The sequence below is a fragment of the Aminobacter sp. SR38 genome, assembly GCF_014843375.1.
Taxonomy (GTDB): domain Bacteria; phylum Pseudomonadota; class Alphaproteobacteria; order Rhizobiales; family Rhizobiaceae; genus Aminobacter; species Aminobacter ciceronei.
In genome coordinates, this window is sequence record NZ_CP062112.1 from 3,721,106 (window position 1) to 3,746,767 (window position 25,662).

At 63.9% G+C, this 25,662-nt stretch carries 27 protein-coding genes and 1 pseudogene; 12 read left to right on the plus strand and 16 right to left on the minus strand.

The features are described 5' to 3' along the window. Window positions 1–75 precede the first annotated feature (75 nt). From IG197_RS18195 to IG197_RS18225, 7 genes are all read left to right on the plus strand, one after another. Window positions 76–1,230 carry an acetyl-CoA C-acetyltransferase gene (locus IG197_RS18195; protein WP_192313945.1) on the plus strand — a complete coding sequence of 385 codons (1,155 nt, stop codon included), beginning with the start codon at window positions 76–78 and terminating at the stop codon, window positions 1,228–1,230. Between the two features lie 251 nt (window positions 1,231–1,481). After that, on the plus strand, window positions 1,482–2,918 hold the full coding sequence (locus tag IG197_RS18200) for an NAD(P)/FAD-dependent oxidoreductase (protein WP_192313948.1): 1,437 nt from the start codon (window positions 1,482–1,484) through the stop codon (window positions 2,916–2,918). 95 nt (window positions 2,919–3,013) lie between these two features. Then, a complete protein-coding gene (locus IG197_RS18205) occupies window positions 3,014–3,613 on the plus strand; it encodes a LysE family translocator (RefSeq protein ID WP_192313951.1) in 600 nt (199 codons plus the stop codon). A 90-nt stretch (window positions 3,614–3,703) separates the two neighbouring features. Next, a complete protein-coding gene (locus tag IG197_RS18210) occupies window positions 3,704–5,290 on the plus strand; it encodes a FadD3 family acyl-CoA ligase (RefSeq protein ID WP_192313954.1) in 1,587 nt (528 codons plus the stop codon). A gap of 222 nt (window positions 5,291–5,512) precedes the next feature. After that, window positions 5,513–7,153, plus strand: coding sequence for a sensor histidine kinase (locus tag IG197_RS18215; RefSeq protein WP_192313957.1), 1,641 nt, complete (start codon window positions 5,513–5,515; stop codon window positions 7,151–7,153). After that, entirely contained in the window at window positions 7,143–7,727 is a 585-nt protein-coding gene (locus IG197_RS18220; protein ID WP_067957063.1) for a response regulator transcription factor, read from the plus strand. The genes IG197_RS18215 and IG197_RS18220 overlap by 11 nt, the downstream gene beginning before the upstream one ends. Window positions 7,728–7,977: 250 nt before the next feature. After that, window positions 7,978–8,466 (plus strand): heme-binding protein, encoded by a 489-nt coding sequence (locus tag IG197_RS18225; RefSeq protein WP_067957066.1) that lies wholly within the window; start codon window positions 7,978–7,980, stop codon window positions 8,464–8,466. Between the two features lie 81 nt (window positions 8,467–8,547). Here the strand turns inward: IG197_RS18225 and IG197_RS18230 are convergent, their stop codons facing one another. Beyond that, window positions 8,548–11,418, minus strand: a complete 2,871-nt coding sequence (locus IG197_RS18230) for an autotransporter domain-containing protein (protein WP_192313961.1) — start codon at window positions 11,416–11,418, stop codon at window positions 8,548–8,550. Window positions 11,419–11,862: 444 nt separating this feature from the next. On the opposite strand from IG197_RS18230, the gene IG197_RS18235 reads away from it, so the two are divergent. Continuing rightward, on the plus strand, window positions 11,863–12,564 hold the full coding sequence (locus tag IG197_RS18235; RefSeq protein WP_067957072.1) for a DUF1013 domain-containing protein: 702 nt from the start codon (window positions 11,863–11,865) through the stop codon (window positions 12,562–12,564). An 81-nt stretch (window positions 12,565–12,645) separates the two neighbouring features. Here IG197_RS18235 and IG197_RS18240 read toward each other — a convergent pair whose 3' ends face one another. Then, complete coding sequence (locus IG197_RS18240; protein ID WP_210346872.1) at window positions 12,646–14,115, minus strand: serine hydrolase; 1,470 nt, start codon at window positions 14,113–14,115, stop codon at window positions 12,646–12,648. Window positions 14,116–14,370: 255 nt separating this feature from the next. On the opposite strand from IG197_RS18240, the gene IG197_RS18245 reads away from it, so the two are divergent. Continuing rightward, on the plus strand, window positions 14,371–14,724 hold the full coding sequence (locus IG197_RS18245; RefSeq protein ID WP_371746467.1) for a nucleoside deaminase: 354 nt from the start codon (window positions 14,371–14,373) through the stop codon (window positions 14,722–14,724). A 266-nt stretch (window positions 14,725–14,990) separates the two neighbouring features. Here IG197_RS18245 and IG197_RS18250 read toward each other — a convergent pair whose 3' ends face one another. From IG197_RS18250 to IG197_RS18285, 8 genes and pseudogenes are all read right to left on the minus strand, one after another. Further along, on the minus strand, window positions 14,991–16,436 hold the full coding sequence (locus tag IG197_RS18250; RefSeq protein ID WP_210346873.1) for a serine hydrolase: 1,446 nt from the start codon (window positions 16,434–16,436) through the stop codon (window positions 14,991–14,993). Window positions 16,437–16,625: 189 nt separating this feature from the next. Continuing rightward, window positions 16,626–17,825 (minus strand): serine hydrolase, encoded by a 1,200-nt coding sequence (locus IG197_RS18255; RefSeq protein ID WP_192313964.1) that lies wholly within the window; start codon window positions 17,823–17,825, stop codon window positions 16,626–16,628. A 119-nt stretch (window positions 17,826–17,944) separates the two neighbouring features. Then, on the minus strand, window positions 17,945–18,379 hold the full coding sequence (locus IG197_RS18260) for a GFA family protein (protein ID WP_154385719.1): 435 nt from the start codon (window positions 18,377–18,379) through the stop codon (window positions 17,945–17,947). Window positions 18,380–18,514: 135 nt separating this feature from the next. Beyond that, window positions 18,515–19,231 carry a YafY family protein gene (locus IG197_RS18265; RefSeq protein WP_067957091.1) on the minus strand — a complete coding sequence of 239 codons (717 nt, stop codon included), beginning with the start codon at window positions 19,229–19,231 and terminating at the stop codon, window positions 18,515–18,517. 171 nt (window positions 19,232–19,402) lie between these two features. Then, a pseudogene (locus IG197_RS18270) lies at window positions 19,403–20,006 on the minus strand (DJ-1/PfpI family protein). A gap of 28 nt (window positions 20,007–20,034) precedes the next feature. Then, a complete protein-coding gene (locus IG197_RS18275) occupies window positions 20,035–20,208 on the minus strand; it encodes a hypothetical protein (protein WP_182573752.1) in 174 nt (57 codons plus the stop codon). Window positions 20,209–20,303: 95 nt separating this feature from the next. After that, window positions 20,304–21,089 (minus strand): SDR family NAD(P)-dependent oxidoreductase, encoded by a 786-nt coding sequence (locus IG197_RS18280; RefSeq protein WP_192313967.1) that lies wholly within the window; start codon window positions 21,087–21,089, stop codon window positions 20,304–20,306. Window positions 21,090–21,191: 102 nt separating this feature from the next. Next, entirely contained in the window at window positions 21,192–21,842 is a 651-nt protein-coding gene (locus IG197_RS18285) for a glutathione S-transferase family protein (RefSeq protein WP_192313970.1), read from the minus strand. 191 nt (window positions 21,843–22,033) lie between these two features. Between IG197_RS18285 and IG197_RS36670 the strand changes: the two genes are divergently transcribed. Both IG197_RS36670 and IG197_RS18290 read left to right on the plus strand, forming a co-directional pair. After that, window positions 22,034–22,168 (plus strand): hypothetical protein, encoded by a 135-nt coding sequence (locus IG197_RS36670; protein ID WP_256441219.1) that lies wholly within the window; start codon window positions 22,034–22,036, stop codon window positions 22,166–22,168. A gap of 221 nt (window positions 22,169–22,389) precedes the next feature. Further along, window positions 22,390–22,869 (plus strand): VOC family protein, encoded by a 480-nt coding sequence (locus IG197_RS18290; RefSeq protein WP_067957106.1) that lies wholly within the window; start codon window positions 22,390–22,392, stop codon window positions 22,867–22,869. Between the two features lie 38 nt (window positions 22,870–22,907). Here IG197_RS18290 and IG197_RS18295 read toward each other — a convergent pair whose 3' ends face one another. Further along, window positions 22,908–23,384: a GNAT family N-acetyltransferase gene (locus IG197_RS18295; protein ID WP_192313972.1), complete on the minus strand. Its 477-nt coding sequence runs from the start codon at window positions 23,382–23,384 to the stop codon at window positions 22,908–22,910. Then, complete coding sequence (locus IG197_RS18300) at window positions 23,381–23,782, minus strand: barstar family protein (RefSeq protein ID WP_192313975.1); 402 nt, start codon at window positions 23,780–23,782, stop codon at window positions 23,381–23,383. The genes IG197_RS18295 and IG197_RS18300 overlap by 4 nt, the downstream gene beginning before the upstream one ends. 32 nt (window positions 23,783–23,814) lie before the next feature. Here IG197_RS18300 and IG197_RS18305 point away from each other — a divergent pair, with 32 nt between their 5' ends. Then, window positions 23,815–24,093: a hypothetical protein gene (locus IG197_RS18305; protein WP_210346874.1), complete on the plus strand. Its 279-nt coding sequence runs from the start codon at window positions 23,815–23,817 to the stop codon at window positions 24,091–24,093. Between the two features lie 39 nt (window positions 24,094–24,132). On the opposite strand, the gene IG197_RS18310 is transcribed toward IG197_RS18305, so the two are convergent. From IG197_RS18310 to IG197_RS18325, 4 genes are read right to left on the minus strand one after another with little or no spacing between them, the layout of a single operon-like run. Continuing rightward, window positions 24,133–24,549 (minus strand): DUF1801 domain-containing protein, encoded by a 417-nt coding sequence (locus IG197_RS18310; protein ID WP_192313978.1) that lies wholly within the window; start codon window positions 24,547–24,549, stop codon window positions 24,133–24,135. After that, window positions 24,549–24,773 (minus strand): hypothetical protein, encoded by a 225-nt coding sequence (locus tag IG197_RS18315; RefSeq protein WP_192313980.1) that lies wholly within the window; start codon window positions 24,771–24,773, stop codon window positions 24,549–24,551. Before IG197_RS18315 ends, IG197_RS18310 begins: the two co-directional genes overlap by 1 nt. Before the next feature lie 33 nt (window positions 24,774–24,806). Continuing rightward, a complete protein-coding gene (locus IG197_RS18320; RefSeq protein WP_192313983.1) occupies window positions 24,807–25,217 on the minus strand; it encodes an SRPBCC domain-containing protein in 411 nt (136 codons plus the stop codon). After that, entirely contained in the window at window positions 25,214–25,537 is a 324-nt protein-coding gene (locus tag IG197_RS18325) for a helix-turn-helix transcriptional regulator (protein WP_154385710.1), read from the minus strand. The genes IG197_RS18320 and IG197_RS18325 overlap by 4 nt, the downstream gene beginning before the upstream one ends. Window positions 25,538–25,662: the final 125 nt, after the last annotated feature.

Sequence of the window (25,662 nt, forward strand, 5' to 3'; positions counted from 1 at the left end):
GATCATTATAGGAATAGTGGAGGACTGGCTCTCGCGCTAGCCTCCGGGACAGTTGAAATCGCAGAGCCTGTCCCGATGCCTGAAGCCTACATCATCGATGCCGTGCGCACGCCCGTCGGGCGCAAGAAGGGTGCTCTCGCCGGCACGCATTCCGCCGATCTGGGCGCCTTCCCGATCAGGGAACTGGTCAAGCGCACCGGCATAGATCCGGCCGGCATCGACGACGTCATCTTCGGCTGCACGGAAACCATCGGCCCTCAGGCCGGCGACATCGCCCGAACCTGCGCTCTGGTGGCCGGCCTCCCCGAACATGTGCCGGGGGTGACAATCGACAGGCAGTGCGGATCGTCGCAGCAGGCAATCCATTTCGCCGCCCAGGCGGTGATGAGCGGAACCCAGGATCTTGTGGTTGCCGGCGGCGTGCAGAACCTCAACCTCATCCCGATGGGGGCGGCCATGTCGGTCGGCACGCAGTTCGGTTTCGACGACCCTTTCAGCAGCTCGCCGGGCTGGCAGGCACGCTACGGCCAGCAGGAAGTCAGCCAGTTCAGGGCCGCCGACATGATCGCTCAGAGGTGGAACTGCAGCCGCGAAGACATGGAACGCTTTGCGCTTGAAAGCCATAGGCGCGCCATCGATGCCATCGATCGGGGACTCTTCGAATCCGAAATCGTTCCCATCGGCAGCTTTTCCGTCGACGAGGCGCCACGCCATGATACCAGCCTGGCCAAGATGGCTGCCCTGGCTCCACTGCGCGCCGGCGGCCGGGTCCATGCTGGCGTCGCCAGCCAGAACACTGACGCTGCCGCGGCCATGCTGATTGCGTCCGAACAGGCCGTGAAGGACCACGGGCTCAAACCGCGCGCACGAATCCACCACATCTCGGTCCGCGCTGCCGATCCTGTCTGGATGCTGACCGCCCCTATCCCGGCCACCCGGCATGCGCTGGCCAAGACCGGTATGCGGATCAATGACTTCGACCTGTTCGAATGCAACGAGGCTTTCGCTTCCATTCCCATGGCCTGGATGCGCGAGCTCGAAGTGCCGCACGAAAAGATGAACGTCAATGGCGGCGCGATCGCGCTCGGTCATCCGCTCGGTGCCACCGGGGCGCGCATCATGACTTCGATGTTGTTCGAGTTGGAACGACGCAACGGCAAGTTCGCCCTGCAGACCATGTGCGAGGGCGGAGGGCAGGCAAACGTCACCATCATTGAGAGGATGAACTAAGCAGAATCAATAGAGCACCACTCCAGAACGAGCAACATGAGTGATCCGACCAGGTTTTGTCGGAGATGTATTTCTTTTGTTGCTTGAATTTATTTAAGTAATGTCAAATATATCGTCCAAATAGACGATTTATGATTAGATGTCGGAAAATATTGTCGTCGAGGGCATCCCGAATATTCCGAGTCCCGATTGGAGACTTGCCTACTCGCCCACATCCACATCTGGCCTCGTCAATCGCTTAGGAGACCTTGATGATTTCGAATACCACGGACGTACTTGTCATCGGCGGCGGACCGGCCGGTTCCACTGTCGCAACCATCCTTGCCCGGCAAGGGATCAAGACCACTGTTCTGGAACGCGACGTGTTCCCGAGATATCACATCGGCGAGTCGCTTCTTGCCTCGCTGATGCCGATGCTCGACGCGATCGGCGCCGGGGAAAAGATGAAGAAGCATGGCTTCGTCGAGAAGCCTGGCGGCTACTTCAACTGGGGTAACGAAAAGTGGTCGTTCCGCTTCGACGAGATCGAGGGCGCACCGAACCACTCCTACCAGGTCAAGCGCTCGGAGTTCGACAAGCTGCTGCTCGACCACGCTGCGGAAAATGGCGCGAGCGTTCACCAGAACGTCAAGGTCAGCAAGATCGAGTTCGACAATGGCCGGGCGGTCTCGGCGAGCTACCTCGACCGAACCTCAGAGACGAGAGGCAACATCAGCTTCAAGTACCTCGTCGACTGCTCCGGCCGCAGCGGCGTTATCGCCAACGAGTATGCGAAGGACCGGCATTTCCACAACGTCTTCAAGAACGTCGCCATCTGGTCCTACTGGTCCGGGACCAACCTCTTTTACGACGATCTGCCCGCCGGCTCGACCCGTATCATCTCGGTGGAGGCCGGCTGGATCTGGTTCATTCCGCTCAACGACGGCACGGTCAGCGTCGGTACGGTGATCACCCGCGATCAGCTGCGCAAGGAACGCGATACCGGGCATAGCGCCGAACAGGTCTATGACCGGTTGCTTGCCGACAATGAGGAGGCGCGCATCATCCTGAAGGATGCCAAGCGCACCGACATCAAGATGGAGACGGATTATTCCTACACGTCGGAGCGCTTCTCGGGGCCGGGCTACTTCATGTGCGGCGATGCCGCGTGCTTTCTCGACCCGCTGCTCTCGAGCGGCGTACACCTTGCGATGGTCTCGAGCCTTGTTGCCGCCGCGTCGATTGCGAGCATCCTGAAAGGCCATGTCGACGAAGCGCGCGCGGTCAACTTCTTCGAGACCAGCTACCGGCAGGCCTATCTCAGGTTCCTGATGATGGTTTCCTCCTTCTATGACCTCAACAGAGGACAGGCAGGCTACTTCTGGGAGGCGCAGCGGCTGACCTCCAAGGACTATTCGGACCGCGACATGAAGAAGGCGTTCGTCAGCATCGTGTCTGGCGGCGCCGACTACACCGAGGTCAGTGATGGCCGCTACGGCGAAATCGTTGCCAAGCAGGTTGCCGAAAAGCTGAGGCAAGGTGTCGACATGCGCCGCGGCACGGGCCAGATCGGCGACGAGACCAAGCGCGAGAACATGCAGTTTATGGATGCTCTCAACGGACTGCAGTTCCTGCAGGCCAACGCGGCGATCGACGGCCTTTATGTGGTGACGCAGCCAGAGATCATGCTGGCTCAGACCGCAGCCTAAAGAGCCAGGGCCGGGCAACGGCCCGGCCCTTTCCCCGACATCTGTCCTGGGCGCGCCGAGGCCACCAGGATCTGGCGATGCTATGAGGTCTTGCGATGGAGAATTGGCTCGCATTTTCGGCCGCTACGATAACGCTGCTTTTCGTTCCAGGACCTACCAACACGCTGATTGCAACCAATGGTGCGCTGCTCGGCTGGAAATCTGCGCTCAGGCTTTTGCCTGCAGAGCTGGTCGGATACCTCTGCGCCATCCTTGGCTGGTCGCTCGGCCTGTCGCTCGCCGCCCGCTTCGTTCATTCGGCCGCATCGTTTGCCGCGATCGCCGCCGCCGCTGCCCTGCTCCTGTCGGCGCGCAAGCTCTGGACCTGGGATATGGCGCGTCAGAACCGGACCGGCTCGCGCGCTGCCGACATCTTCGTTGTGACGCTGTCCAATCCCAAGGCGTTGCTGTTTGCACTCACCATCGTTCCACATCTGCGTGAAGGCAACATTTCGGCCGCACTGCCATATCTGATGGGGCTGTCGCTGCTGATCCTGACGATCGGGTCCATCTGGACGCTGATTGGCGCCGGTATCGCCCGACGGTTCCAGCATTTTGCCTCGTCACGGCTTTTTGCCCGCTTGGGGGCGGCGGTGTTGGTGTTTTTCGCCACTTCGCTCTTCGTGACGACCCTTCTGCGGGCCTTCGAGCTTTAGCAGCCCATCGATCCTCACGACAATTTCCAACCAGACTCGTTCGCCCCGCGTGGGGCCAACGACGACCTTCATCGTACCCAAGGCAGACAGATGATCTCAGAAGACGCCGACTGGAAGTTCACCACCATTCCCGCCCTCTGCGCGCGCGCCGCCGAGCTCTATGGCACACGCACCGCAATTGAAGACAACGGCATCGTGCTGAACTTCATCGAGCTCGACGCGATGCGCAAGCGCGTCGCCAAGGCGATGATCGCAGCCGGTGTCGAGAAGGGCGACCGCATCATGGTCTGGGCGCCCAACACCTGGAAATGGTTCGCCACAGCCCTCGGCCTCGTCACTGCTGGCGCCGTGCTCATTCCCGCCAGCACCCGCTTCAAGGGCGCGGAAATCGCCGAACTGGTCAAGCGCAGCGGCACCTCGGTGCTGTTTTCGGTCGGCGAGTTCTTGGGCACCTACTATCCCGACCAGCTCCGTGCCGAGACGCGCGACCTGCTGCGCGAAGTGGTCGTCATCGGCGACGGCAGCAAAGGCGATCGCGACTGGGACAGCTTCGTTGCATCGGGCGACAGCATCAGCGATGCCGAGCTTGCCGCACGCGAGGCCACTGTCGGTCCCGATGATCTCTGCGACATGCTCTTCACCTCGGGCACCACGGGTTATCCCAAGGGCGTCATGTACGGTCACCAGCAGTGCCTGCGGGCGATCGACGCCTGGGCGACGCGTGTCGGCATCCGCGAGCATGACCGCATCCTGGTCATCCCGCCGCTTTTCCACGTCTTCGGCTATCGTGCCGGGGCAATGGTGGCACTTATGCGCGGCGCCGTCTTCATGCCGCATCTCACCTATGATGCCGGCGAAATTCTCAAGCGCGTCGCCGAAGAGAAGATCAGCGTCATCCCCGGTCCGCCCGCCATCTTCCAGGGCATGCTCCAGCATCCGGGACTGGCAAAATTCGACACCTCCAGCCTGCGTCTGGCCGTTACGGGAAGCACGACAATTCCGCCTATTCTGGTCCATCGGATGCGAACAGAACTTGGCATAGCGGGCGTGGTGACAGGCTATGGCCTGACCGAATGCGGCGGCTATGGCACGATGTGCCTGGCGACCGATCCGGATGAGGTGATTGCCAACACTGCCGGCAAGGCGGCTCCCGGCGTCGAAGTCCGTATCATGGCCGAGGACGGCCATTTCCTGCCCGACGGCAAGCCCGGCGAAGTGGTGATCCGCGGCTACATCGTCATGAAGGGTTATTTCAACGATCCGGAAGCCACTGCCAGGACCATTGATCCGGAGGGGTGGCTGCACACAGGCGATATCGGCTGCTTCGACAGCGACGGCAACCTGCGCATAGAGGGCCGTCTCAAGGACATGTACATCACCGGCGGCTTCAACTGCTATCCGGCCGAGATCGAGCGCATCCTGAGCCAGCACCCCGCCATCGGCATCGTTGCCGTCATCGGCGTGCCTGACGAGCGTCTCGGCGAGGTCGGCAAGGCCTATGTCGTGCTGCGCCCGGGCACCAGCGCCACCGAAAAGGACATCATCGACTGGTCGCGTGCCAACATGGCCAACTACAAGTGCCCGCGCAGCGTCGAGGTCCGATCCTCATTGCCGACCAGCCCGCAGGGCAAGGTCGTCAAGGACCTGCTCGAGGCTACGCTTACAAAATGTGCCTGAAGGGACCTCGTTTCTTTCGTCTCGTGTGATCGCCGTGCCAGCGCCCGTCGGGACTGAGCGCAATAGGTCTGCATCAATTGGCCTTTGCGTCGAACAGACACGCCGTTCCCTTCTGATTGGTCCGCGACTATGGTGATGCCGACTTCTGGCCAGCATCAACCCGACGTGACCTCACCCCTCTCCAATCCCCGCCTCCTTGGCCTCGCGCTCTGGCTCACAGCCATGGCGGTCTTCGTCGCTCTATCGGTGGAGACGTCGCGGACGCGCATGGCGGACGAGCTGGAGGTGGCGGCACGAACGTTGCACCGACTGATCTCGCAGCGCGTGGCGCAGCACGACGCGCATCTGACCACGCTGATCGCCCTGTCGAGCGGGGCCGAGCCGGCGTCCGGCGGCGCCGTGCGGCAGGTGATGGAGAGCATTTCGCGCTTCTATCCGCGTATCGCCTGGCTGTCGCTTGTCTCGCTCGACGCCCAGACGGCGGCCGGTGACGAGATGGGCGGAAGTCAGGGAGCAGCGACGTCCGGCAGTTCGGGAGCATCGTATCCGGCAGGCACTTCGGCCGTTCTTGTGCGCGAGGTGGTCGATGTGCCCGCGGGCGGCGGGCCCGAGTTGACGCCGCTCGCCGCGGAGATTGCCGCGCAGGTGCGCGGCAGAGCGAGCGTCTACGCCGCCGGCGCGGGGCGCTATCTCCTGGCCAAGCGCGCGCCGGCGCCGTCCGACCACGCCGTGGTGCTGATGATCGAAGCGGCCAGGCTTGTGGAGCCGGAAGAGCGACCAGGCTTTGCGCATCTCCGGATCAGCCTCGACGATGCTGCCCTGGTCGACCTCCCTGCCGATGCTTCATTCGGGCTCGGGGTTTCGTGGCTGACGCCACCGCATTTCGAGAAGGTGATCGACGGCGAGGGGCAGCGGCTGTTGCTGTCGCTCGACCGATCGCTGCCCTTGGCAGCCCTGGTGCCGCCCGGGCGGCTGCTGGGTTTTGCCGTGGTGGCGGGGCTGCTGGCGGCTGCCCTGAGCTTCGGGCTGGGGCAGAGGGCGGCGGTGAAGCGCTCCGAGCTTGTGGCGCAGGCGGCCGAGGCGCGGGCGCTGTTGCAGGAGCGAGAGACGCTTCTGGCGCATGCCTCGCGCGTCAACGCCATGGGCGAACTGGCGTCGGGCATCGCGCATGAGCTGACGCAGCCGCTGACCGCGCTGCTGAGCCGCAGCCAGGCTGCCCTTCGGCTGTCACAGGCGGACAGGCCGGACATGGCGATGATTTCGCAGGCGCTCGACGTTAATGTGCGCGAGGCCAAGCGTGCCGGCGAGATGCTGAAGCGGATGCGCGACTATGCCTCCAACAAGGCGCCTGAACGGGCGCGGCAGGACCTGAACGCCATCGTTGCCGAGGTTGTGGCGCTGACCTGCACCGACCTCGAGCGGCGCGGGGTTGCCCTGGTTCTGGAACTCGCGCAGCCGGCCCCGGAGGCGGTGGTCGACGCGATCGAGATGGAGCAGGTGCTGCACAATCTGATCCGCAACGCGGCGGAGGCGACCGGCCGCGGCGGGACAGTGAGGATTGCCACCCTGCGGGAGCAGCGCGAGGCGAAGCTTGTGGTCAGCGACGACGGGCCGGGCATCCCTGACGAGGTGCTGCCGAAGCTGTTCACGCCGTTCTTCACCACCAAGGCCGACGGCATGGGGCTGGGACTGTCGCTGTGCGCGTCGCTGGTGGAACGGGTGGATGGACGCATCGCCGCGGAAAACGGAGCGCCGCGCGGGGCGCGCTTTACGGTGACATTGCCCCTGGCAGGGGAGGCCAGGGGAGCGCGGGCGGCGGCGGGCAACGGGTCGCCGAGCGCGGAAGGCAGAGATGATGCATAAGGTCTATCTGGTCGACGACGACGAGGCGGTGCGCGAGGCGCTGGCGTTCCTGCTCTCGACCTACGGGATTACGGCGGAGACCTTCGGCGACCCGCAGACGTTCCTGGCACATGTCGACGAGAGCCGGCCGGGCGTGCTGGTGGTGGATCTGCGCATGCCGCTGGTGTCGGGCCAGCAATTGCACCAGAAGCTGCGCGAGCGCGACATCGACTGGCCGACCATCATGATCACCGGGCATGGCGACGTGGCTGCCTGCCGGCGGGCGTTCAAGTCGGGCATCCAGGATTTCCTGACCAAGCCGGTTGACGGCGAGGTGCTGGTCGATGCGCTGCAGCAGGCTTTTGCCAGCCTAGACGCTGGGCTGGAGAAGCGCGAAGCCCGGGCGCTTCTGGCCAGGCTTACAGAGCGCGAGCGCGAGGTGCTCGACATGGTGGCGCGAGGCTGGGCGAGCAAGGAAATCGCCGCGAGCCTCGAGGTCTCGGCCCGCACCATCGACGCGCACCGGGCGAAGATCGCGGAGAAGCTCGGCACCAGCGCTGTGGCCGAGCAGGTGCGGCTGGCGCTTCTCGCTTAGCGAGGCGGCGGCTCTCCGGGAAACGGTCTACGCGATCAGTGATGCACGGCGGGGTCGGCATAAGCGGGTGACTGCGCCTCGCGCGGTCCAGCGCTTGCGGAAAAATGTGCCGGCATCCGAAGGCAGTAGGTAATCCTACCTAGGGCAGGTGGTGGCATCGCGGATTCTGCCCGGCGGCGGTTCGGCGTAGTTCTGGCATCGGACAAGCAAGACGCTTTCTCCCGAGCAACATCAGGACAGGAACCCAGTCATGATCAAGAGCATTTTCCTCGCCGCCGCTGCCACCGTCGCCATCTCCGGTGCTGCTTCCGCACAGGTGCTGACCGAGAAGAACATCTCGTCGAGCCTCGCCGTCGAGATCGCCCAGAACGCGGTCGCAGCCTGCGCCGCCGACAAGTACAACGTCACTGCCGCAGTGGTTGACCGCGCCGGCGTGCTGCGCGCCCTCGTTCGCGCCGACAATGCCGGCACGCACACCGTTTCGGCTGCCCAGGACAAGGCCTTCACCTCGGCCTCGTCGCGTACGCCGACCTCCAAGATGGCCGAGAACGTGCAGAAGAATCCGGGCGCTGCCGGCCTGGTCGACATTGACGGCTTCCTGGTGCTCGCCGGCGGCATGCCGATCAAGGCTGGCGACGCTGTCATCGGCGCCATCGGTGTCGGCGGCGCGCCGGGCGGCAACTTCGACGAGGCTTGCGCCGTTGTGGCCATCGAAAAGGCTGCCGACAAGCTGAAGTAAGCCTGTCCGGCACATTGCCGGCAATAACGAAGCCCCGCTTCCCATCTGGGGAGGCGGGGCCTTTTCGTGTGCTGGCGCGGGTCAGAAGCCCATGGCGAAGGTGCCGCGCAACTGGTGCGCTGCGGTACCGTCGCCGACGGCACCGGCATAGCTGACATCGATGCGGGCATTGTCCCTGACGGCAAAGCTCAGGCCGGCATCGTAGACGAAGGCATCCGACGCTAGGCTGTCGCCGAGGACGGAAAACGGTGCCGTGCCGGCAAACGCGAGGCGCGACAGCGGTGCGTCGCTGTCGGTGTGACGCCAGCCGAGCATGCCCTGCAGCGTGACGGATCGCGCGCCGGCCGGCAGTTCGGTGCTTGCCCTTATGCCGAGGGTGGAGATAGTCGCATCCTGATCGCCGGCTGCCCCGGTCAGTGCCGCGGCGCCGCCGGTCTCGGCAAATCCGTCGCTGCCGGTCCTGACATAAGCGATGCCGGCAAACGGCTCGACATAGGACGCGCCAAGGCCAAGGCGGTAGCCGACGTCGCCATGGACGAGGGTCGTTGTTGCGTCGTAGCCGGCGGCGAGACTGTCGGAGAAGCCGCCGAAGGCGACGCGGCGTTCGGTCGACAGATCGTGCCACGCCTGGATGGCGCCGAATTGCAGGCGAAGCGCACCAAGTTCAGCCCCGGCGTAGATGCCGGCATGCAAGGTGTCGGCGGTACCGGTCGAGGCCTGCCCACCCCGAGAGATGCTGCTCCTGGAATAGCCGGCCATGGCGCCGAGGCGGATGCCTTCGGCGAGTTCGCCGTCGAGGCCGCCGAACAGTGCCGCGGCCTTGACCTTGAAGCCTTCCGTGTCGTCCACACCGGATAATTCCGAGATATTGCCCACACCCTCGACCCAAAAGGCACGCGACGGCTTGCCGGCCGCCGCGTGGCTGTCGAAGGTCTGGCGGATGCGGTTCTGCACGGCATCCTGTGCCAGCGTCGAGGCAATGATGCCGGCGTTCATCAGCGAGGGGTGGATGTCGCCTGACAGCTGGTCGAGCGCGTCGCGCGCGCCGCTGAAGGAAAGGCCAAGCAGGCCGCCGACCATCGGGTTGCCGGCCGAAAGGTTGTCGAGAGCGCCGGCCACGGCATGCTGGTCGTCGGTGATGGCGACGGTGCCGAACGCGGCACCGTTGAATTGCAGGGTGAGCCAGACCTCGCTGGCGTTCCTATAGTCGAGTGCACTGTCGAGGAAGGCAAAGTCGTCGGTGACGCCGCCAAAGGCGCCGGTCAGCGCTCCGGAGGTCGACAGGATCAGATACTCGTCCGACAGCGCATCCATGCCGTTGGCGACGACATGGACCGAAGACGTCGCATCGATGGTGGCGGTGCCGGCGGCGATGCGGCTGGCTGCACCGCCAATGCCGACTTCATAGAGCGAGCCTGCCTGAAAGGCGAAATCGCCCGCCACATCGAAGGTTCCATCGGGCGCGACGATTGCACCGGAGCGGATCGTGACGTCGCCGAGATCGCCGCTGCCTTCAAGCCTGGCGGTCGAGAAGACGTCGATCCCGCCGCCGAGGCCATCGCCGATCCATAAGGTCCCGCCAAGCACGTCGGTTGTTCCGGTGAAGCTTGAGCTGTTGGCGAGCAGGCGGCTCGTTCCGCTCAGATGCCTGATTGAGCCGTCGCCCGAAATGGCCGCGGCAAAATCATGGGCATCGTCGGTATGATTGAAGACGAGCGTGCCGCTGCCTGGTCCGAAAACGATCTTCGGTGCAGCGATGTCGCCCGCAGCGACGGCCGCGTCGCCCTCGGCTGCGCCGATGTTGAGCGTGCCGGTGGAACCGCCGGCGAAGCCGATCTGTATGCCGGCAGCTGCCGTTGAGATCGTGCCGCCGTGGCTGACCGTGGCGGTACCGTCGCCATTCCATCCCAGCATGACATATGTGCCCGACTCGACGCGGGAGCCCGAGCCAGAGACGATGAGGTCGCCCACGCCGGATGCGTCGGCCCCGACGATCACAGCTGCGCTTTGCAGTTTGCCGCCTGCAGTGACGCTGACCGAACCAGCCGATTTGACGCCGATCCTGATGTCGACGGTCGAGGTGAGGGCAGAGCCCGTGCCGCTGATGGTCAGTGTGCCCGAGGAGCCGGGTCCGCTGCCCAGAAAGGTACGATTGTTGGCCGTAACCTTCGCGCCGCCAGAGATATGCAATTCACCGACGCCGGACTGGCCGAGGACGAGGTTGGCATTGGTGATCTGCCACAGCGTATCGGTCCCCGAGACGTTGGCGATGCCGTGGCCGCTCGCCTGCTGGCCCAAGGTCGCCACATAGCTGCTCGCACTTGCGCCTTGGCTGACATTGAAGGTTCCCTCGCCGCCATCGCCGACGATGGTGCCACCGTTGCCGGTGTTGAGCCATTTCGAGTTCCCTCCGGTCACGTTGACCAGGCCGACGCTGCCCTCCTGCGTGGCAAGCGACGCCTGCGCGGCTTCAACACTGCCGCCAGCCGCGATGTTCAGTGTCCCTGATCCGTAGAAGCCGACATTGAGTGTGTCGGTCGTCCAGGTGGAGCCGCCCGTAACCGTCGCTTCGCCTGTCTGGCTGCTGGCAGGCGGCGCGCCGTTGACCGATGAGTTGCCGATTATCGCCGATGTCGAGGTCAGGCTGCCGCCATTGACGATGTCGAGCGAGGCGCCGGTGAAGCCGCCGACGAAGATGGTGCTCGTGCTGGCCCCGGGGGTTTCGATGCTTGGGGCATTGGGTGCGCCCGGCTGGTTGACTATAACGGCTGTTCCGGCGGGGGTGCTGCCGGCCGACCAGTTGTCGCCGTTGAACCAGTCGCTGCTTTGATCTCCCTCCCAGGTCTGGGCATGAGAAGCGGCGGCAAGGCCGCACAAGACAGTGCTGGCCATGCCGGCCATCGCAATAGCGCGCAAAAATGCGCGCTTGGCCATGCTGTGGTCAGTTGTCATGATAGATCCCCAAAAAATCGCCGTCTCAAAAATGGTGCTCCACAGCAGCAGGCTACCGCTCGAGTAGAGTGTTCAAATATGCCACCAGCAATTCCGCCCAAGTGATGACGTCGCCTGCGTATCGCAGGAGCTGAATACCGGACGAATAGCTTTCAGAAAACTTGCATTGCCCCTTTCCACTAAGTAATAAGCTTTTGCTTATAGATCAACCGGCTCAAGGCCGGTTTCTACACTTGGCGGCTATTCATTTCGGCCCGGGGCATCTGCGGCCTTGCCAGAGGGCGGCCCGTATTCGGAATGCGGCTCCGAAGGCCGCTTCGGGGCGGTTCCAAAATCGTTGCGGTGGCGGGCGAATGCGTCTATATACGGGCCGAATTTCCCATTTTCTGGTGGTCTGACCACCGCCCGCGTGAGGGACGCGGGCGAGCGAAGAGGATATATCGCATGGCCAATACGCTGCTTATGCCCAAGGCGACCGCTGTCTGGCTGGTCGACAACACAGCGCTTTCGTTCGACCAGATCGCGCAGTTCTGCTCGCTGCACCCGCTCGAGGTGAAGGCGATCGCTGACGGCGAATCGGCCCAGGGCATCAAGGGCATGGACCCGATCATGACCGGCCAGTTGACGCGCGCCGAGATCGCCAAGGGCGAGGGCGACATCAATCATCGCCTCAAGCTGTCGGATCCCAAGGTCCGCGTGCCCGAGACCAAGCGCAAGGGCCCGCGCTACACGCCGCTGTCGAAGCGCCAGGATCGCCCGAACGCCATCTACTGGCTGGTCAAGAACCATCCGGAGCTCAAGGACGCGCAGATCTCGCGCCTCGTCGGCACCACCAAGGCGACGATCGAGCAGATCCGCGAGCGCAAGCACTGGAACATGGCGACGCTGACGCCGCTCGATCCGGTGGCGCTCGGCCTGTGCTCGCAGATCGACCTCGACATCGAAGTCCAGCGCGCCTCGCGCGGCCGCGAAGCCGCCGCCCCTGTCGGCGACACCTTGCTGCCGGCCTCGCTGACCGAGCGGTTGACGCCGGAGCAGGCCGCACCCAAGGACGAGGACAAGGAACTCGACGCCAACGCCGTGTTCGCCAAGCTCTCGGCCCTGCGCTCGAAGACGCCGGACGAGGACGAAGACGACAAGTTTTGAGGTTTTCCTCACACAAACTTAGGCCCCGCATTGCGGGGCCTTTTTCGTTTCCGGGTTGCTCCGATGTCTGCGGTCAGCAGGTCAGTCCGACAGCCGGGATGCCGGCATGTCGCGGCCGAAGCGGTGCAGGGTGAGGCCAGGTGATCGGTTCGATGCAGGGGCTGCGAAGGTGATGGCCGCCTCGACGTCCTTGTAGAAGAAGCGGTGCTCGCCTTCGGCGAACAGCCGCAGTTTCGGCTGGCCGCTGAACTGGGCGTAAAGTGCGTCGTCCTCGCGCAGGACGGTGAGAACCACGTCGGGGGCGAGTTGGTAACGGCCGACATAGGTGTCGAACAGGCTGGGATCGACGGCGGCCTCGCTGTGCCGTGGCTTGACCCTTGTCAGCGGGATCTCGCGATTGAGCAGATGCAGGCCGATGTCGCTGACGCCTGTGTTGGCGTTGGACAGGACGACGACACCTCTGCGCGAGCCGGGATGAAAGCCGATGAAGGCGCTGTAGCCGCCGGTGCCGCCATCGTGCCAGGCAATCTCGCCATTGCTGCTTTTGGTGACGATCCAGCCGAGCGCCGCCGAGGTCTCCTGTTCGCCGATGGCCCGCCGTGTCGCCAGCGTGCCGGCCAGGGCAATGGTCAGCGGAGTCTTGTTCGTGTTGACCGTCACCTGCAGCAGGTCGAGCAGGTCGTTGGCGCTTGAATGCAATGCGCCGGCGCCGGCAAAAGCGGGCATCTCCCAGTTGGGCGCAATCTCCAGCATGTCGTTGTGGCCGGTGGCCAGGCGCTTGCCGAGACGAGGCGGCAATTCGATCGCCGTGCTGCGCATGGCCAGCGGGCCGCTGATGCGGTCGTGGACGAGGGCCTCGAAGCTCTTGCCGGCGCGGTGGGCAAGAGCCTGCCCCAGCAGCGCCGAGCCGAGGTTCGAGTACTCATATTCTGTACCGATGTCGCGTGGCAGCTTGTAGCCTGACACGAAGGCATTCATTTCATCGACCGTGTAGTCGGCATAAGGATTGGTCTCATCGACCGGCTCGATGTTGTCGGGCATGCGTGGCAGGCCGGAGGTCTGCGTCGCGAGGTCAACGAGGGTGATCGCCTTGCCGCCCCGTTCCGGCACGGCGACGTTCATCGGCAAATATTTGGCCACCGGGTCGGTCAGGGCGACTTCGCCGCGCGCTGCCATATCGGCCAGCAACAGCCCGGTGAATACCTTGGTCACCGAGCCGATCTCGAAGACGGTGTCGCCGTCGACCGGTCGCGGATCGAAACCGCCGAGGTCGCCATGGGCAATGATGCTACGCCCGTCCGGCCCGATGGTGCCGACGACGATGCCGACACTTCGCCTTTGGACGTCGATCCGGTCGGCGAGGATGCGGCGGATCTCCGCACCGGTTGGCATCTGACCCGACCAGTCGCCGGCAACTGCGGACAAGACAATGGGCCTGTCTTGCTTGCGGTCGAGATAGAGCAGCCCGCCGGTCACGGCCGCTACGGTGAAAATGACGGTGGCTGCAGTCAGTGCACCTGAAAATGCGGAGGATATCCTGAGGCGTCTCATGGCGATGCTGTCTCTGGGAGCGTGTTCGGCGCGCCGTGCAAATCAATCGGCATTGTCTGGTCTCGACAGATTGCGAGAGCATTGCGGCTGTGGTGACCGGTGTGGACTGGCCGGTCATCGGCTCGCCGTTGCAGCGACCTGTCGCTTCCGCCTCGCACGCCACTTTTCAACAGCCGGCTGGACAGCCGCCAAGCGCTCCGTGAAGATGAATTCACGGCGTGAGCTTTTGCGCGTTGCGGTCCCCGGGAGGCGGCCATGAGGAGCGATACCGAGTATCTACATCTTGCCGTGAAGATCGCCGGGGAGAGCCGGGCCAGCGGCAATCATCCCTTCGGCGCGATACTGGTCGGGCCGGATGGCGACGTGCTGCTTTCATCCGGCAACACCTACGCGCAGGATCGCGGCGTTGGCCATGCAGAGGCGAATGTGGCCCGCGCGGCCGCTCAGCAATACCAACCGGCCTTTCTCGAACGATGCACCTTGGTGACCTCGGTGGAGCCGTGCTGCATGTGCGCCGGGGCCTGTTACTGGGCTGGCATCGGCACCGTGGTTTATGGGCTGAGCGAAAAGCGGTTGGCCGAGCTCACCGGAGACAACCCGGAAACCTGACGCTCGACCTCAGCTGCCATCAGGTGTTTGCCGCCGGACGGCGCCATGTCGCGGTTCGTGGTCCATTCCCTGAGCTCGAAGACGAGATCGTCAACGACCATAAGGGTTTCTGGTGACGCCACCGTCATCAGGGGCTTGGCGTGGCTGACGAGCGCTTCTGCGACACGCCCTTGTCAGCGGCGTGACAAGCTTTCCGGCTTCCGCGGGGCGAAAAGGCCCACCGAAAGGGCACTCCATTGTCGGGGCCTTTGTTGGTACGCCGGTGGTCAGTCGGTCACGCGCGGGGCCGAAATGTCGTGACCGAACTGATGCAAGGTCAGGCTTGGCGAGGGGCCGGCCCTGGCAGGCGCGAAGGTGATGGCGGCCTCGACATCCTTGTAGAAGAATCGGTGTCCGCCCTCGGGGAACAGGCGGAACCTGGGCTGGTCGGTCAGTTGGGCAAACAGCTTGTCGCCGTCCCGGGTGATGTCAAAAACCATCTTTGGCGCCAGCTGATACTGGCCGACATGACCGTCGAGCAGCCTGGGATCGATGAGCGCCTCGACCGGCTTCGGTTTCGGTTCCGTCAGGGGGATGTCCCGGTTAAGCAGGTGCATGCCGATGTCGTTGACGCCGGCGTCCGAGTTGGAGAGGACGACGACACCCGTCCTTGAGCCTGGATGGAAGCCTATGAAGCTGGTGAAGCCGCCGGTGCCGCCACTGTGCCAGACGATGTCGCCCGACGAGGTTTCGGTGACCATCCAGGCGAGGCCGACCTGCGTGTCGTCATTGACCGGCTTGCGTTTGACGCTTGCCGCGGCAACGGCGTCCGTGAGCGGGGACTTTTCGGTGCTCAGCGCCATGGCCAGCAGGTTGAGCAGATCGTTGGCCGACGAGCGCAACGCGCCGGCACCGGCGATGGCCGGAAGATCCCAATTGGGAACAGGCTGCAGATCGCCATTATGGCCGGTGGCCATGCGTCCGGCGAGTTCGGCCGAAAGCGTGATGGCCGTGCTCGACATGCCGAGCGGGTTGGTGATGCGCTGGGTCACCAGCGTCTCGTAGTCGACGCCGGCATGGCGGGCGAGCGCATGGCCGAGCAGGCCGAAACCGGTGTTGGAATATTCGAAATCGGCACCGATGTCGCGCGGCAGCTGATAGCGCGACAGGAAGCGATAGAGCTGTTCGGTGGTGTAGGCGGCATAAGGATTGAGCGTGTCCGGCGGCTCCAGGTCGTCGGGCAGGCTCGGCAGGCCGGAGTGATGGGTGGCCAGGTCGGCAAGGGTGATCGACTTGCCGGCGCGCTCGGGCACGGTGACGCCTTCAGGCATGTATTTGGCAAGCGGGTCGTCGAGCCCGACTTCGCCACTGGCCACCATGTCGGCGAGCAGCAGGCCGGTGAAGCCCTTGGTGATCGAACCAATCTCGTAGACGGTGTTGCCGTCGACCTTGCGCGGATCGTTGGCGCCAAACTTGCCATGGGCAACGATGCTGCGGCCATGCGGCCCGATCGTGCCGACGACGATGCCGACGCTTTCGCGCCTTATGTCGATACGCTCGGCAAGGATCTTGGCGATCTCCTTGTCGGCGGGGAAGGAACTGGACGGCATGCTGGCCGAGGCTTTGGTCACGGCAAAAGGTCCTTCGATCTGGCGGTCAAGGGAAAGCAGGCCGGTCAAGAATGTGGCGACGGACAGGATTGCGGTGGCGGCAGCAACGGCGCGTGAGCGCATAAAGGATTTTCTTGCGGATTTCATCGGCTTGCTTTTCGAACTGGCGTTGTCGCTTGGGAGCTGGTGGCCATCTGACAGGATGAGATTGCAAGAGCATTGCGGGGGCATGCCTTGTCCGATGAGCAAAAAAGACCCCGCCTGGGTGCGGAGCCTTTTTCGTTGACGCCAATGCTGGAGGTCAGAGGCTGGTCAACCGGGAATGGGGCCATTGGCGGGCAGGACTAGCGACCTGAGCACCTGCACGCCGATGTCCTCGATGCCGACATTGGTGTTGGACAGGATGACGACGCCGACCTTCGTTCGGGGGTGGAAGGCGATGAACGAGTTGAAGCCGCCGGTGCCGCCATTGTGCCAGATGACCTCGCCGGTGGCGTTCGTGGTCACGACCCAGCCAAGGGCGGTGGCTCCGCCGTCGGTGATCTGTCTGCGTGTCGCGAGCGTTGTGGCAAGCGTCTTGGAAAGCCGCACGGCCCGGGGTGTCTGGCGCTGGCCAAGCGCCATTTCGAGGAAGACCAGCAGGTCGTTGACCGACGAGCGCAGCGCGCCCGCGCCGACGAGCTTGGGGAGGTCCCAGTTGGGAACGCCGGCCCGCGCGCTGTCATGTCCGCGCGCCATGCGTTTCGCGAGGTCGGGGGTGAGCGTGATTGCGGTGCTGGACATGCCGAGCGGGTCGGTGATCCGCAGCCTCACAAGCGTTGCGAAGTCGACGCCGGCGCGGTGGGCGAGCGCATGGCCGAGCAGGCCGAAGCCGAGATTGGAATATTCGTACTCGACGCCGATCCTGCGCGGCAGGATGTAGCTCGACAGGAAGGCGTAGAGTTGTTGGGTGGTATAGTCGGCATAAGGATTGGCCTCATCGGCTGGCGCCAGATTGTCGGGCAGCCGCGGCAGCCCCGACATGTGGGTGGCAAGGTCGGTGAACGAGATCGTCTTGCCGTCGCGTCCGGGCATTGTGACGTCTTCGGGTAGATATCTGGCAACAGGGTCGTTCAGGGCAACTTCGCCACGCTCGGCCATGTCGGCAAGCAGCATGGCGGTGAACACCTTGGTGATGGATCCGATCTCGAACAGCGTGTCGCCATCGACGGGACGTGGATCGGCGATGCCGAACCTGCCATGCGACACCACGCTGCGGCCCTTGGGGCTGACGATGCCCACGACGATACCGACGCCTTGCTTGTGTTCGTCGATACGCTCGGCAAGCAGCGCGCGAACCTTGGCGCCTGCCGGGATGCTGCCAGCGGCATTCGCCGTCGAGGTGACCAAGGGGCGCTCGATCAGGCGGTCGAGATAGAGCAGGCCGCTCGAAAAGGCGGCGATCGTCAGGATCGCGGCGGTGGCTGTCATTACGCCCTGGAGCGCCGTCTTCTTCTTGGCTGGGCCAGTCATTTGCACATGTCTCGTAAATCATCCGGGACCGCTTGGTGGCTGGTCCGGGTTGCGAGAGCATTGCGTGTGGCGGACCGTCTCGCGGAGACGGTCCGGAACGCGCCAAAAGTCGAGCCGGCTTATGTGCTGGCGATGAATTTCAGGATGCCGGCAATGCCCGAGCCCGTGGTGCCGTCCTTGCGGTCGGACGGATGGTTGATGCCGTCCATGACCGGGACCTCGATGAAGTCGAACGGGCTGATGCCCTGAAGGACAGCGGCATTGACGCCAAACTGGTTGGGGTTCGAACGGCGCTGGTGATGGGTGTAGATGCCGCATTTCGAGCAGAAGTAGTGCTTCGCCGCCCGGGTGTTGAATTCGTAGGTGGTCAGAGCTTCCTGGCCGGCCAGGACATCGACGCCGCCGAGATCGGCCGACAGTGCAACCGCGCCTCGCATCCGGCAATAGGAGCAGGTGCAGCGCCGAGCGCTGCGCAGGCCGTCCGACAGCCTGACGCGCAGGCGCACCGTGCCGCAATGGCATGCGCCGTCGATTTCTCGGATATCCATGTCCATGTGCAGTCACCTCTTCCGCCTCGTATCCCGAACCTAGCGGCATGCAGGATGGTTGGGTATGGCTGCGGGGCACAAAAGAAAAGTCCCGGCGTTGCCGGGACAGTTTGGGAGGGGCGGGGAGGGAAACTGCGGTTGTCAGCCGCCGGAGCTGCGGTCGTGTGTGCCATAGGATTCGCTGCGTTCGACGCTGCGGTAGTAGTCGACAAGCAGCTTGCCGCGCTCGGGCTTGAAGCCGCGGCCGGCAGAAGTGACCGCCGAGATGCGGTCGATGCGGAAGGCGCGGAAGTCGTTGCGCATCTCGCACCAGGCGATCAGCGTCCAGACCTTGCCCCAGAACCATAGGCCGAGCGGGCGGACCTCGCGGGCAGAGCCGCGGCCGGCTTCGTCATTGTAGTCGAGCTTGAGCACCTGGCGCTTTTCGACGGCGCGCTCGATCAGGTCGATCGCCTCGCGGTCGGCGTCTGACACCACCCACATCGGCGTGTGGATCTCGGTGCGGGCGATGCGGTCCTTTTCCGAGTCGGGCAGGACCGCGCCGATCTTGACCAGCGCTTCGTCGGCGGCACGCGCCATGGCGGCGCCACCAAAGGCGCGGACCATGCGGGCGCCGGCAACCAATGCTACGATTTCGTCCCGTGTGAACATCAGCGGCGGAAGGTCGAAACCCTCCCTCATCATATAGCCCACCCCGGCCTCGCCATCGATCGGCACACCCGTCGATTGCAGGTCGGCGATGTCGCGATAGATCGTGCGCTCGGAAACCTCGAGCCACGCGCCCAGCTTGTGCGCGGTCACCAGGCGGCCACCGCGGAGATGCTGTACGATCTGGAACAGCCTGTCGGCGCGTCTCATCGATTACCCCTCAAGTCTCGCGCTGTTCTTGGCCAAGTGGGGGCGCCTGGCGTCGATGACAATGCGCGTCGTCATAATCTCAGTCCGGAATGTCGCCAAGCGCCTGGCACAGGGCGACCGATATGCGAACCGTTCATCCTATCATCGCACAAGGCTCCTGACAGCGTATTGTCAGGAGGCGTCACCACCTCCGTGCGCGACTGCGGTATGTTCGCGGGCGAACATCGCGCGCATCTCGCCGATCTGGCCGACGAGCTCGGGATAGAGCGTCTCCAGGAAGGCGGCGGCGAAGGTTCCTGGTGCCGAACCGGGAGCGGAGACGACATTGTTGTCGGCGACGGCGTACGGCACGTCCTGGTAGCCGCGGGCGCCGGCGTAGGACGGTTCATGTTCCAGGATCCAGTCACGGCCGTTGCTGGTGTGGGAGACACCTTCGAACAGGCCGGCACGGGCGAGCGCCAGCGTGCCGGCGCAGATGCCGCCGACGACACCGCCCCGCGCCGCGACCGCCTTGAGCAACGGCGAGACATCAGGCGCGTCCTTGGCCGTCCGAGCCGATGACGGCGACGGCGTCGAGATCCATGTTTTCCGAGGGGTTCGCGCTGCGTGTCGGCGATAGGCTGAAGCCGGCGATCGAAGTCAGCGGTGCCTGGTGCGGCGAAATCGCGATCGCGCGCGCACCGAACCACTCGGCCGCCGAAGCCGCCAGAAGGCCGTATTCCCAGTCGGCATAGCCTTCGATGAACAGGACGCCGATTGTCTTGGGTGCGGTCATGGGCGTGTCCCCTTTGTCGGGCGAAGTGTCAGTTGCGGTCGGTGCGGCGCGCGTCGAAGCGGTCGGGCCAGCCGATATCCTTGCGGATGCTTGTCGGCAGAGAATTCATGAGGCGCTCGGTGCGGATCTCATTGTGCATGGTCCTGACCTTGCCAGCATAATGCCTGATGGTGCGAAAGATGACAGGCGTAAACGTGTTCATGGCGGGTCCTCCTTATCTTGTACGGGAGGAGTATCGCACACCCCTCCTGACAGCAGTCTGTCAGGAGCACGCGGTCGTGCGCGACTATGTTTCCGTCAGGCTTTGGCAGCAACCGTGCCGTTGAGCGCGAGGCGCCCGCCATCGGCGAAAATCGTCTGCCCGGTGATGTAGGAAGCATCGTCGGAAGCGAGGAAAGCGGCGATGGAAGCGATCTCTTCAGGTTCGCCGATGCGGCCGAGCGGGGTGCGCGACAGGATGCGGGCCTTGGCCACCGGATCGGCCTTGGCACGGGCCAGCATGTCGGTCGAGATCGAGCCGGGGCCGATGGCGTTGACGCGGATGCCATAGGGCGCGAGGCCGAGCGCCATCACCGTCGTCAGCTGGCCGACACCGCCCTTGGACACGGCATAGGGCACCTGGTCGGGATGGGCGACGACCGAATTGATCGACGACATGTTGATGATCGTGCCCGCGGGCCCGCCTGCCTTGACCCTGTCGGCCATGATGCGGGCGACGGCCTGGCCGGCTAGAAAAGCACCCTTGAGATTGACCCTCAGCACGCGGTCGAAATCGTCTTCGGCAAGGTCGAGGAAACTGGCCTGGTGGTCGATGCCGGCATTGTTGACCAGCACGTCGATGTCGCCGAAGGCGTCGATGGTCGAGGCGACGAGATTGTGGACGTCGAGGCGCTTGCCGACATCGGCGCGAACGAACCGCGCCTCGCCGAGCTTTTCCAGATCGCGCTCTGCGGCATTGCCCTCTTCCTGGTCGATGTCGGCGATGACGACGCGCGCGCCCTCGCGCAGGAAGCGCTGGGCGATGGCATGGCCGATGCCCCTGGCGCCGCCGGTGATGATCGCCGTCTTGCCGTTGAGCTTCATTGTCCGCTCCTGCCCTTGTCGCCGCGCGGGCGAATCCTGCGGCGGACAGTGGCGGGAAGGCCGGGCGCGGTCAACGGGGATGGGTGACGACCGCCGTCCTGCTCAGCCGCCCGATGCGGCGATGAAGACCGCCAGCTGAGCGTCGTATGCGCGCTTGTAGGCGGGACGTGCCTGGCCGCGGGCGACATAGGCGGCGAGGTTTGGATAATCCCCGACGATGCCGTCTCCCTCCAGCCGGCGCAGCACCATCACCATCATGAGGTCGCCGGCGCTGAACGCGCCGTCGAGCCACTCGGCTTCGCCAAGCCTGTCGGAAAGCTGGTCCATCCGGACGCGGATGCGATCCTTGAGCATCGGGATGCGTTCCGCGAGCCAGGGCTTGTCGCCCTCCAGGAAAGGTGCCTGTTCGAGCTCGACGATCGGTGGCTCGACAGTGTTCAGCGCGGCGAACATCCAGGTGATGGCGCGCGCCCGGGCGTTGGCTTCGCTGGGCAGCAGCCCGGCATGGCGCTCGGCGATGTGGAAGATGATCGAGCCCGACTCGAACAGGACGAGGTCGCCTTCCTCATATGTCGGGATCTGCCCGAAGGGATGACGCGCCAGATGCGCCGGCTGCTTCATCGCCTTGAACGACACCAGACGGACGTCGTAAGGCTGGCCCACCTCCTCGAGCGCCCAGCGCACGCGCATGTCGCGCGCCAGGCCCATGCCCTGGTCGGGCGAGGCCTCAAAAGCGGTGATGGTGGGGATCATCGGCAGGCTCCGGGTTGGTGCATATCCTTGCTTGGTGCCTCCAGAGGACGAATGGCAGGCATGGTTTCCGACAGGCGCCCGAATTTTCTTCGACAGGCGTCGCAAGTTTCACAATGAAATCAGTAATGTATTTCCCGTATTCCGTTTCGACCATCCAGCGCGGCTAGTCAGCCAACACCAAAGGCGCCCTTATGACCGATGACAGGCCTGCCGCTCTGCCAAGCGGTGAAGGCGCCAAGGAGTTCGATGCCGCTGCGTGGGTGGGTGAGCCGGACAACCGACCCAACGATGAATTCATGGTGGCACGCGCCAAAGTCGCGTTCTGAATGTTTGTTCTTATGACATGTGGGTTGGCTATTTACGTCACTGCACGGCTGGCCCTTCGAATTGTGGAGCTTCTGTACCAAGCTTGACAAAAGCCAGCCTCCAAGCTGTCGATTGGCAGGCCACGCAATCTTGCCAGTGGGCTGGACAATGGCCGCCGCGCCCCTATGTCGGAAGGGCGGGAAGGTTACGCCGAACTGGCCACATGCGAGAGGAGCGCACAATGCCAACTGCCAAGAACACGATCTGCCTGTGGTACGACAAGGATGCGGAGGCCGCGGCCCGATTCTACGCTACCGTGTTTCCCGACAGCAAGGTTACGGCCGTGCATCGCGCGCCGGGCGACTATCCCTCGGGCAAGGAGGGCGACGTGCTGACGGTCGAATTCACCGTCGCCGGCATTCCCTGCATCGGCCTCAATGGCGGCCCTGTCTTTACCCACGACGAGGCTTTCTCGTTCCAGATCGCCACCGACGACCAGGAAGAGACCGACCGCTACTGGAACGCAATCGTCGGCAATGGCGGCCAGGAAAGTGCCTGCGGCTGGTGCAAGGACAAATGGGGCCTCAACTGGCAGATCACGCCGCGCGTGCTGACCGATGCCATGGCTGCCGGCGGCGCTGAAGCCAAGCGCGCCTTCGCGGCGATGATGGACATGAAGAAGATCGACGTCGCCGCGATAGAGGCGGCGCGGCGGGGGTGATGCTGACGCAGTAGGGTTTGTCCAACTGGCAAGGCAGGTTAGCAAAGGTCCTTTTCCAGCCGGACGGCTGATGCCAGATCCGTCTGCACGGATGCGGCAAAGCGGAAGCCTGATGTCTCGTAGAACGGGCGCGCCCGTTCGCCGGCCACGACCTCGAGCGTTTGCGCGCCGAGCGTTTTGGCGCGTCTTTCGGCTTCGGCGACAAGCCGGGTGCCGATGCCCTTGCGCCATGCTTCCGGTGCGATGAAGAGATCCTCCAGCTCGGCCCGAGCGGCGTCGTCGCCCGGAAGAACCGTCACGAAACCGACGATCTCCCCGGCCAGTTCGGCGATGGCGACATACGGCAGGTGCGCGGCCGGAACCTCCCTTGCCCCCGGCATCGCAAGCAGCTCCTCGACATGGTCTCCCCAGGCCAGCGAAGAGCGCAGCTTGAGCGCGCCGAGGATGTCGCGATCCTCGGTGCGAGCGGGTCGAATACTGACGGTCGGTCCAAGTCCCTCGGCCAGTGACATCATTCGAGCACCAGTTGGACGTCGTCCTCGGCCTCGTCTGCACCCGGGCCATGGCACTGAATGATCTCGACCAGCCAGTCGAAGACTGTCGGGCCAATGCCGGCACGGGCATCGGCAAGCTTTTGCTTGACGTTGACCCAATTGGCAGGATGGCACTGTGCGAGCTGGAGCTCCAACTGGCGGGCCGTCTCCGGGTGCCCGAGGTTTAGCCTCGATTTCTCGGAATGCCTCCACCTCAGCGCAATCCGCTCAGGCGTCCCGAAGCCGCCTTTCAGGATGTCGTCGAACGCGTCGAGATTGCGGCCCCAGCGATGGCCGGGGATCAGGACATGGCTGATCTCGTCGTAGAATTCTTCCAGCGAGCCGATGCGGGAGCCGTCGATCGTGTATTCGGTGGTCACGCGGCTACCTCGAACTGTAGAGCAGTTGTCGAATGGCCAATGCGGTCGATATGCTTGCTGACCTGCAAGTTCCGGAGTTCGCAATGGCGGTAGAACGAACGAAACATTGGTTGATTGCGAGCGATGTCGCTGACCGGGACGGCATTGGCGTCGAACTTTACGTCAATGGCAATCTTGTATTTGAGATTTTCCGCGACGACACCAAGAAAACACGTGAGGTAACACTCTACGAGAAAGATGTTCCCTTGGAATATGTTGAGGAAGCCATATCAAAGTTCAAGACAGAAATTCCATGGGAATTCCTGGATTGATGCAGCAGGTCGAGCAGGGCGTGTCTTTGCGCGCAAGCCTCACATCTTCTCGCCAGGCAAGGCACTTGCCTGCCTGACCCAGTCGGAGAACTGGGCTTCGTCGAAGCGTCTGTCCTCGTAGATGTCGAGATAACGCACGTCGGCCTGCTTGGAGGCGCCCGGCGGCAGCGGCACAAGCTGCGCGCCCTTGAAGAAGGCGACCTTGACGTATCTGCTCATGCAGTGGAAGCCGAGGAACCAGACGTCCTTCTCCATGCCGTAGAAGGGCGAGTTCCACTTCACCGCCTTGACCACGTCGGGGACCACCGCGGTGACGAGGGCGTCGATGCGGCGGCCGACATCCTGTTTCCAGCCGGGCATGGCGTCGATATAGGACTGGAGGACGGCGTCGCCATAACCCTTCGCGATCTGCGGATTGCCGCCCGACAGCAGCTTGGGAGCTGTCTCCCGCACCATCAGGTGCGGCTCCCGGCAGCAGGCAAGGCATCGCGCCGGCCGCGGAAATAGGGCGCGAAGAACATGTAGATGCCGGTCGGGATCAGAACGAAGAGCGGCGGCAGGGGCAGGTAGTAGTACCAATCGGGCAGGGTGGTGATGGCCATGCCGGCAAAGATCGAGGCGACGACCAGGCTGAAGAGCAGCGAGGTCCAGCGATGGATGATGCGGATCACTGAGTTCATTGCGATATTCCTTATAATCGTTGGAGGCCGCAATCAGTCGAGCTTGGCGACGACATTGCCGAGCTGGTCGAAGAAGCGCGGCCAGCCGACCGTTGCGCCCTGGAAGTAGGCCTTCTGGGTGGTGGTGAAGCCGCGCTGCTCCATGCGCAGGCTGGTACCTAACGCGGTGGGGGCGAGCGTCCAGGTGACGATGCTGCGGAGATCCTTGGTGTCCCAGCGATAGGACAATGCGCGGTGCTCCTCGACGGTCTCGACCTCGCAGTCGACCTGGCCCCAGTCGGCGGACAGTGTGAAGCGGCGGCCGGCGACCGGGATGAAGTCGTTGTTCATCAGCCATTCGGCGATGAGGTGCGGCTGGGTCAGCGCGCGCCAGAGCTTTTCCGGCGGATAGGGGAAATCGCGCTCGACCACGACCGAGCGCGTGGTTTCCATCGTTTCGGTCATTGGTCCATCCTCTTGAGTAAATTGTCGAGATCGTCGAAGCGGTCGTTCCAGAAGCCGGACATTTCGGACGTCCAGTCGATCAGCGTCCGCAGCGCATCGCGCTCGACGCTGTAATAGGTGTAGCGGCCCTGCTGCCGGTCGCGCACAAGTCCGGCCGTCTTCAGGATCTTCAGATGCTTGGAGACCACCGGCTGAGAGACACCGGCCTCGCCCAGCAGGCCGACAACGGTGGTGTCGCCATTGCGGCAGAGACGCTCGAACAGCCCGCGGCGTGTCGGATCGGAAAGCGCGCGAAAGATCGCGTCCTGGGGTTCGGTCATGAGTCATACCCAAATGGCTATGAGTTAATGCATAGCCATTTGGGTATGGGATTGTCAATATGGGATAGAAATGTCATGCCGCCGCCCATGTCGGCGGCGGCGATCTGCGTCGGAATAGGCTGGCC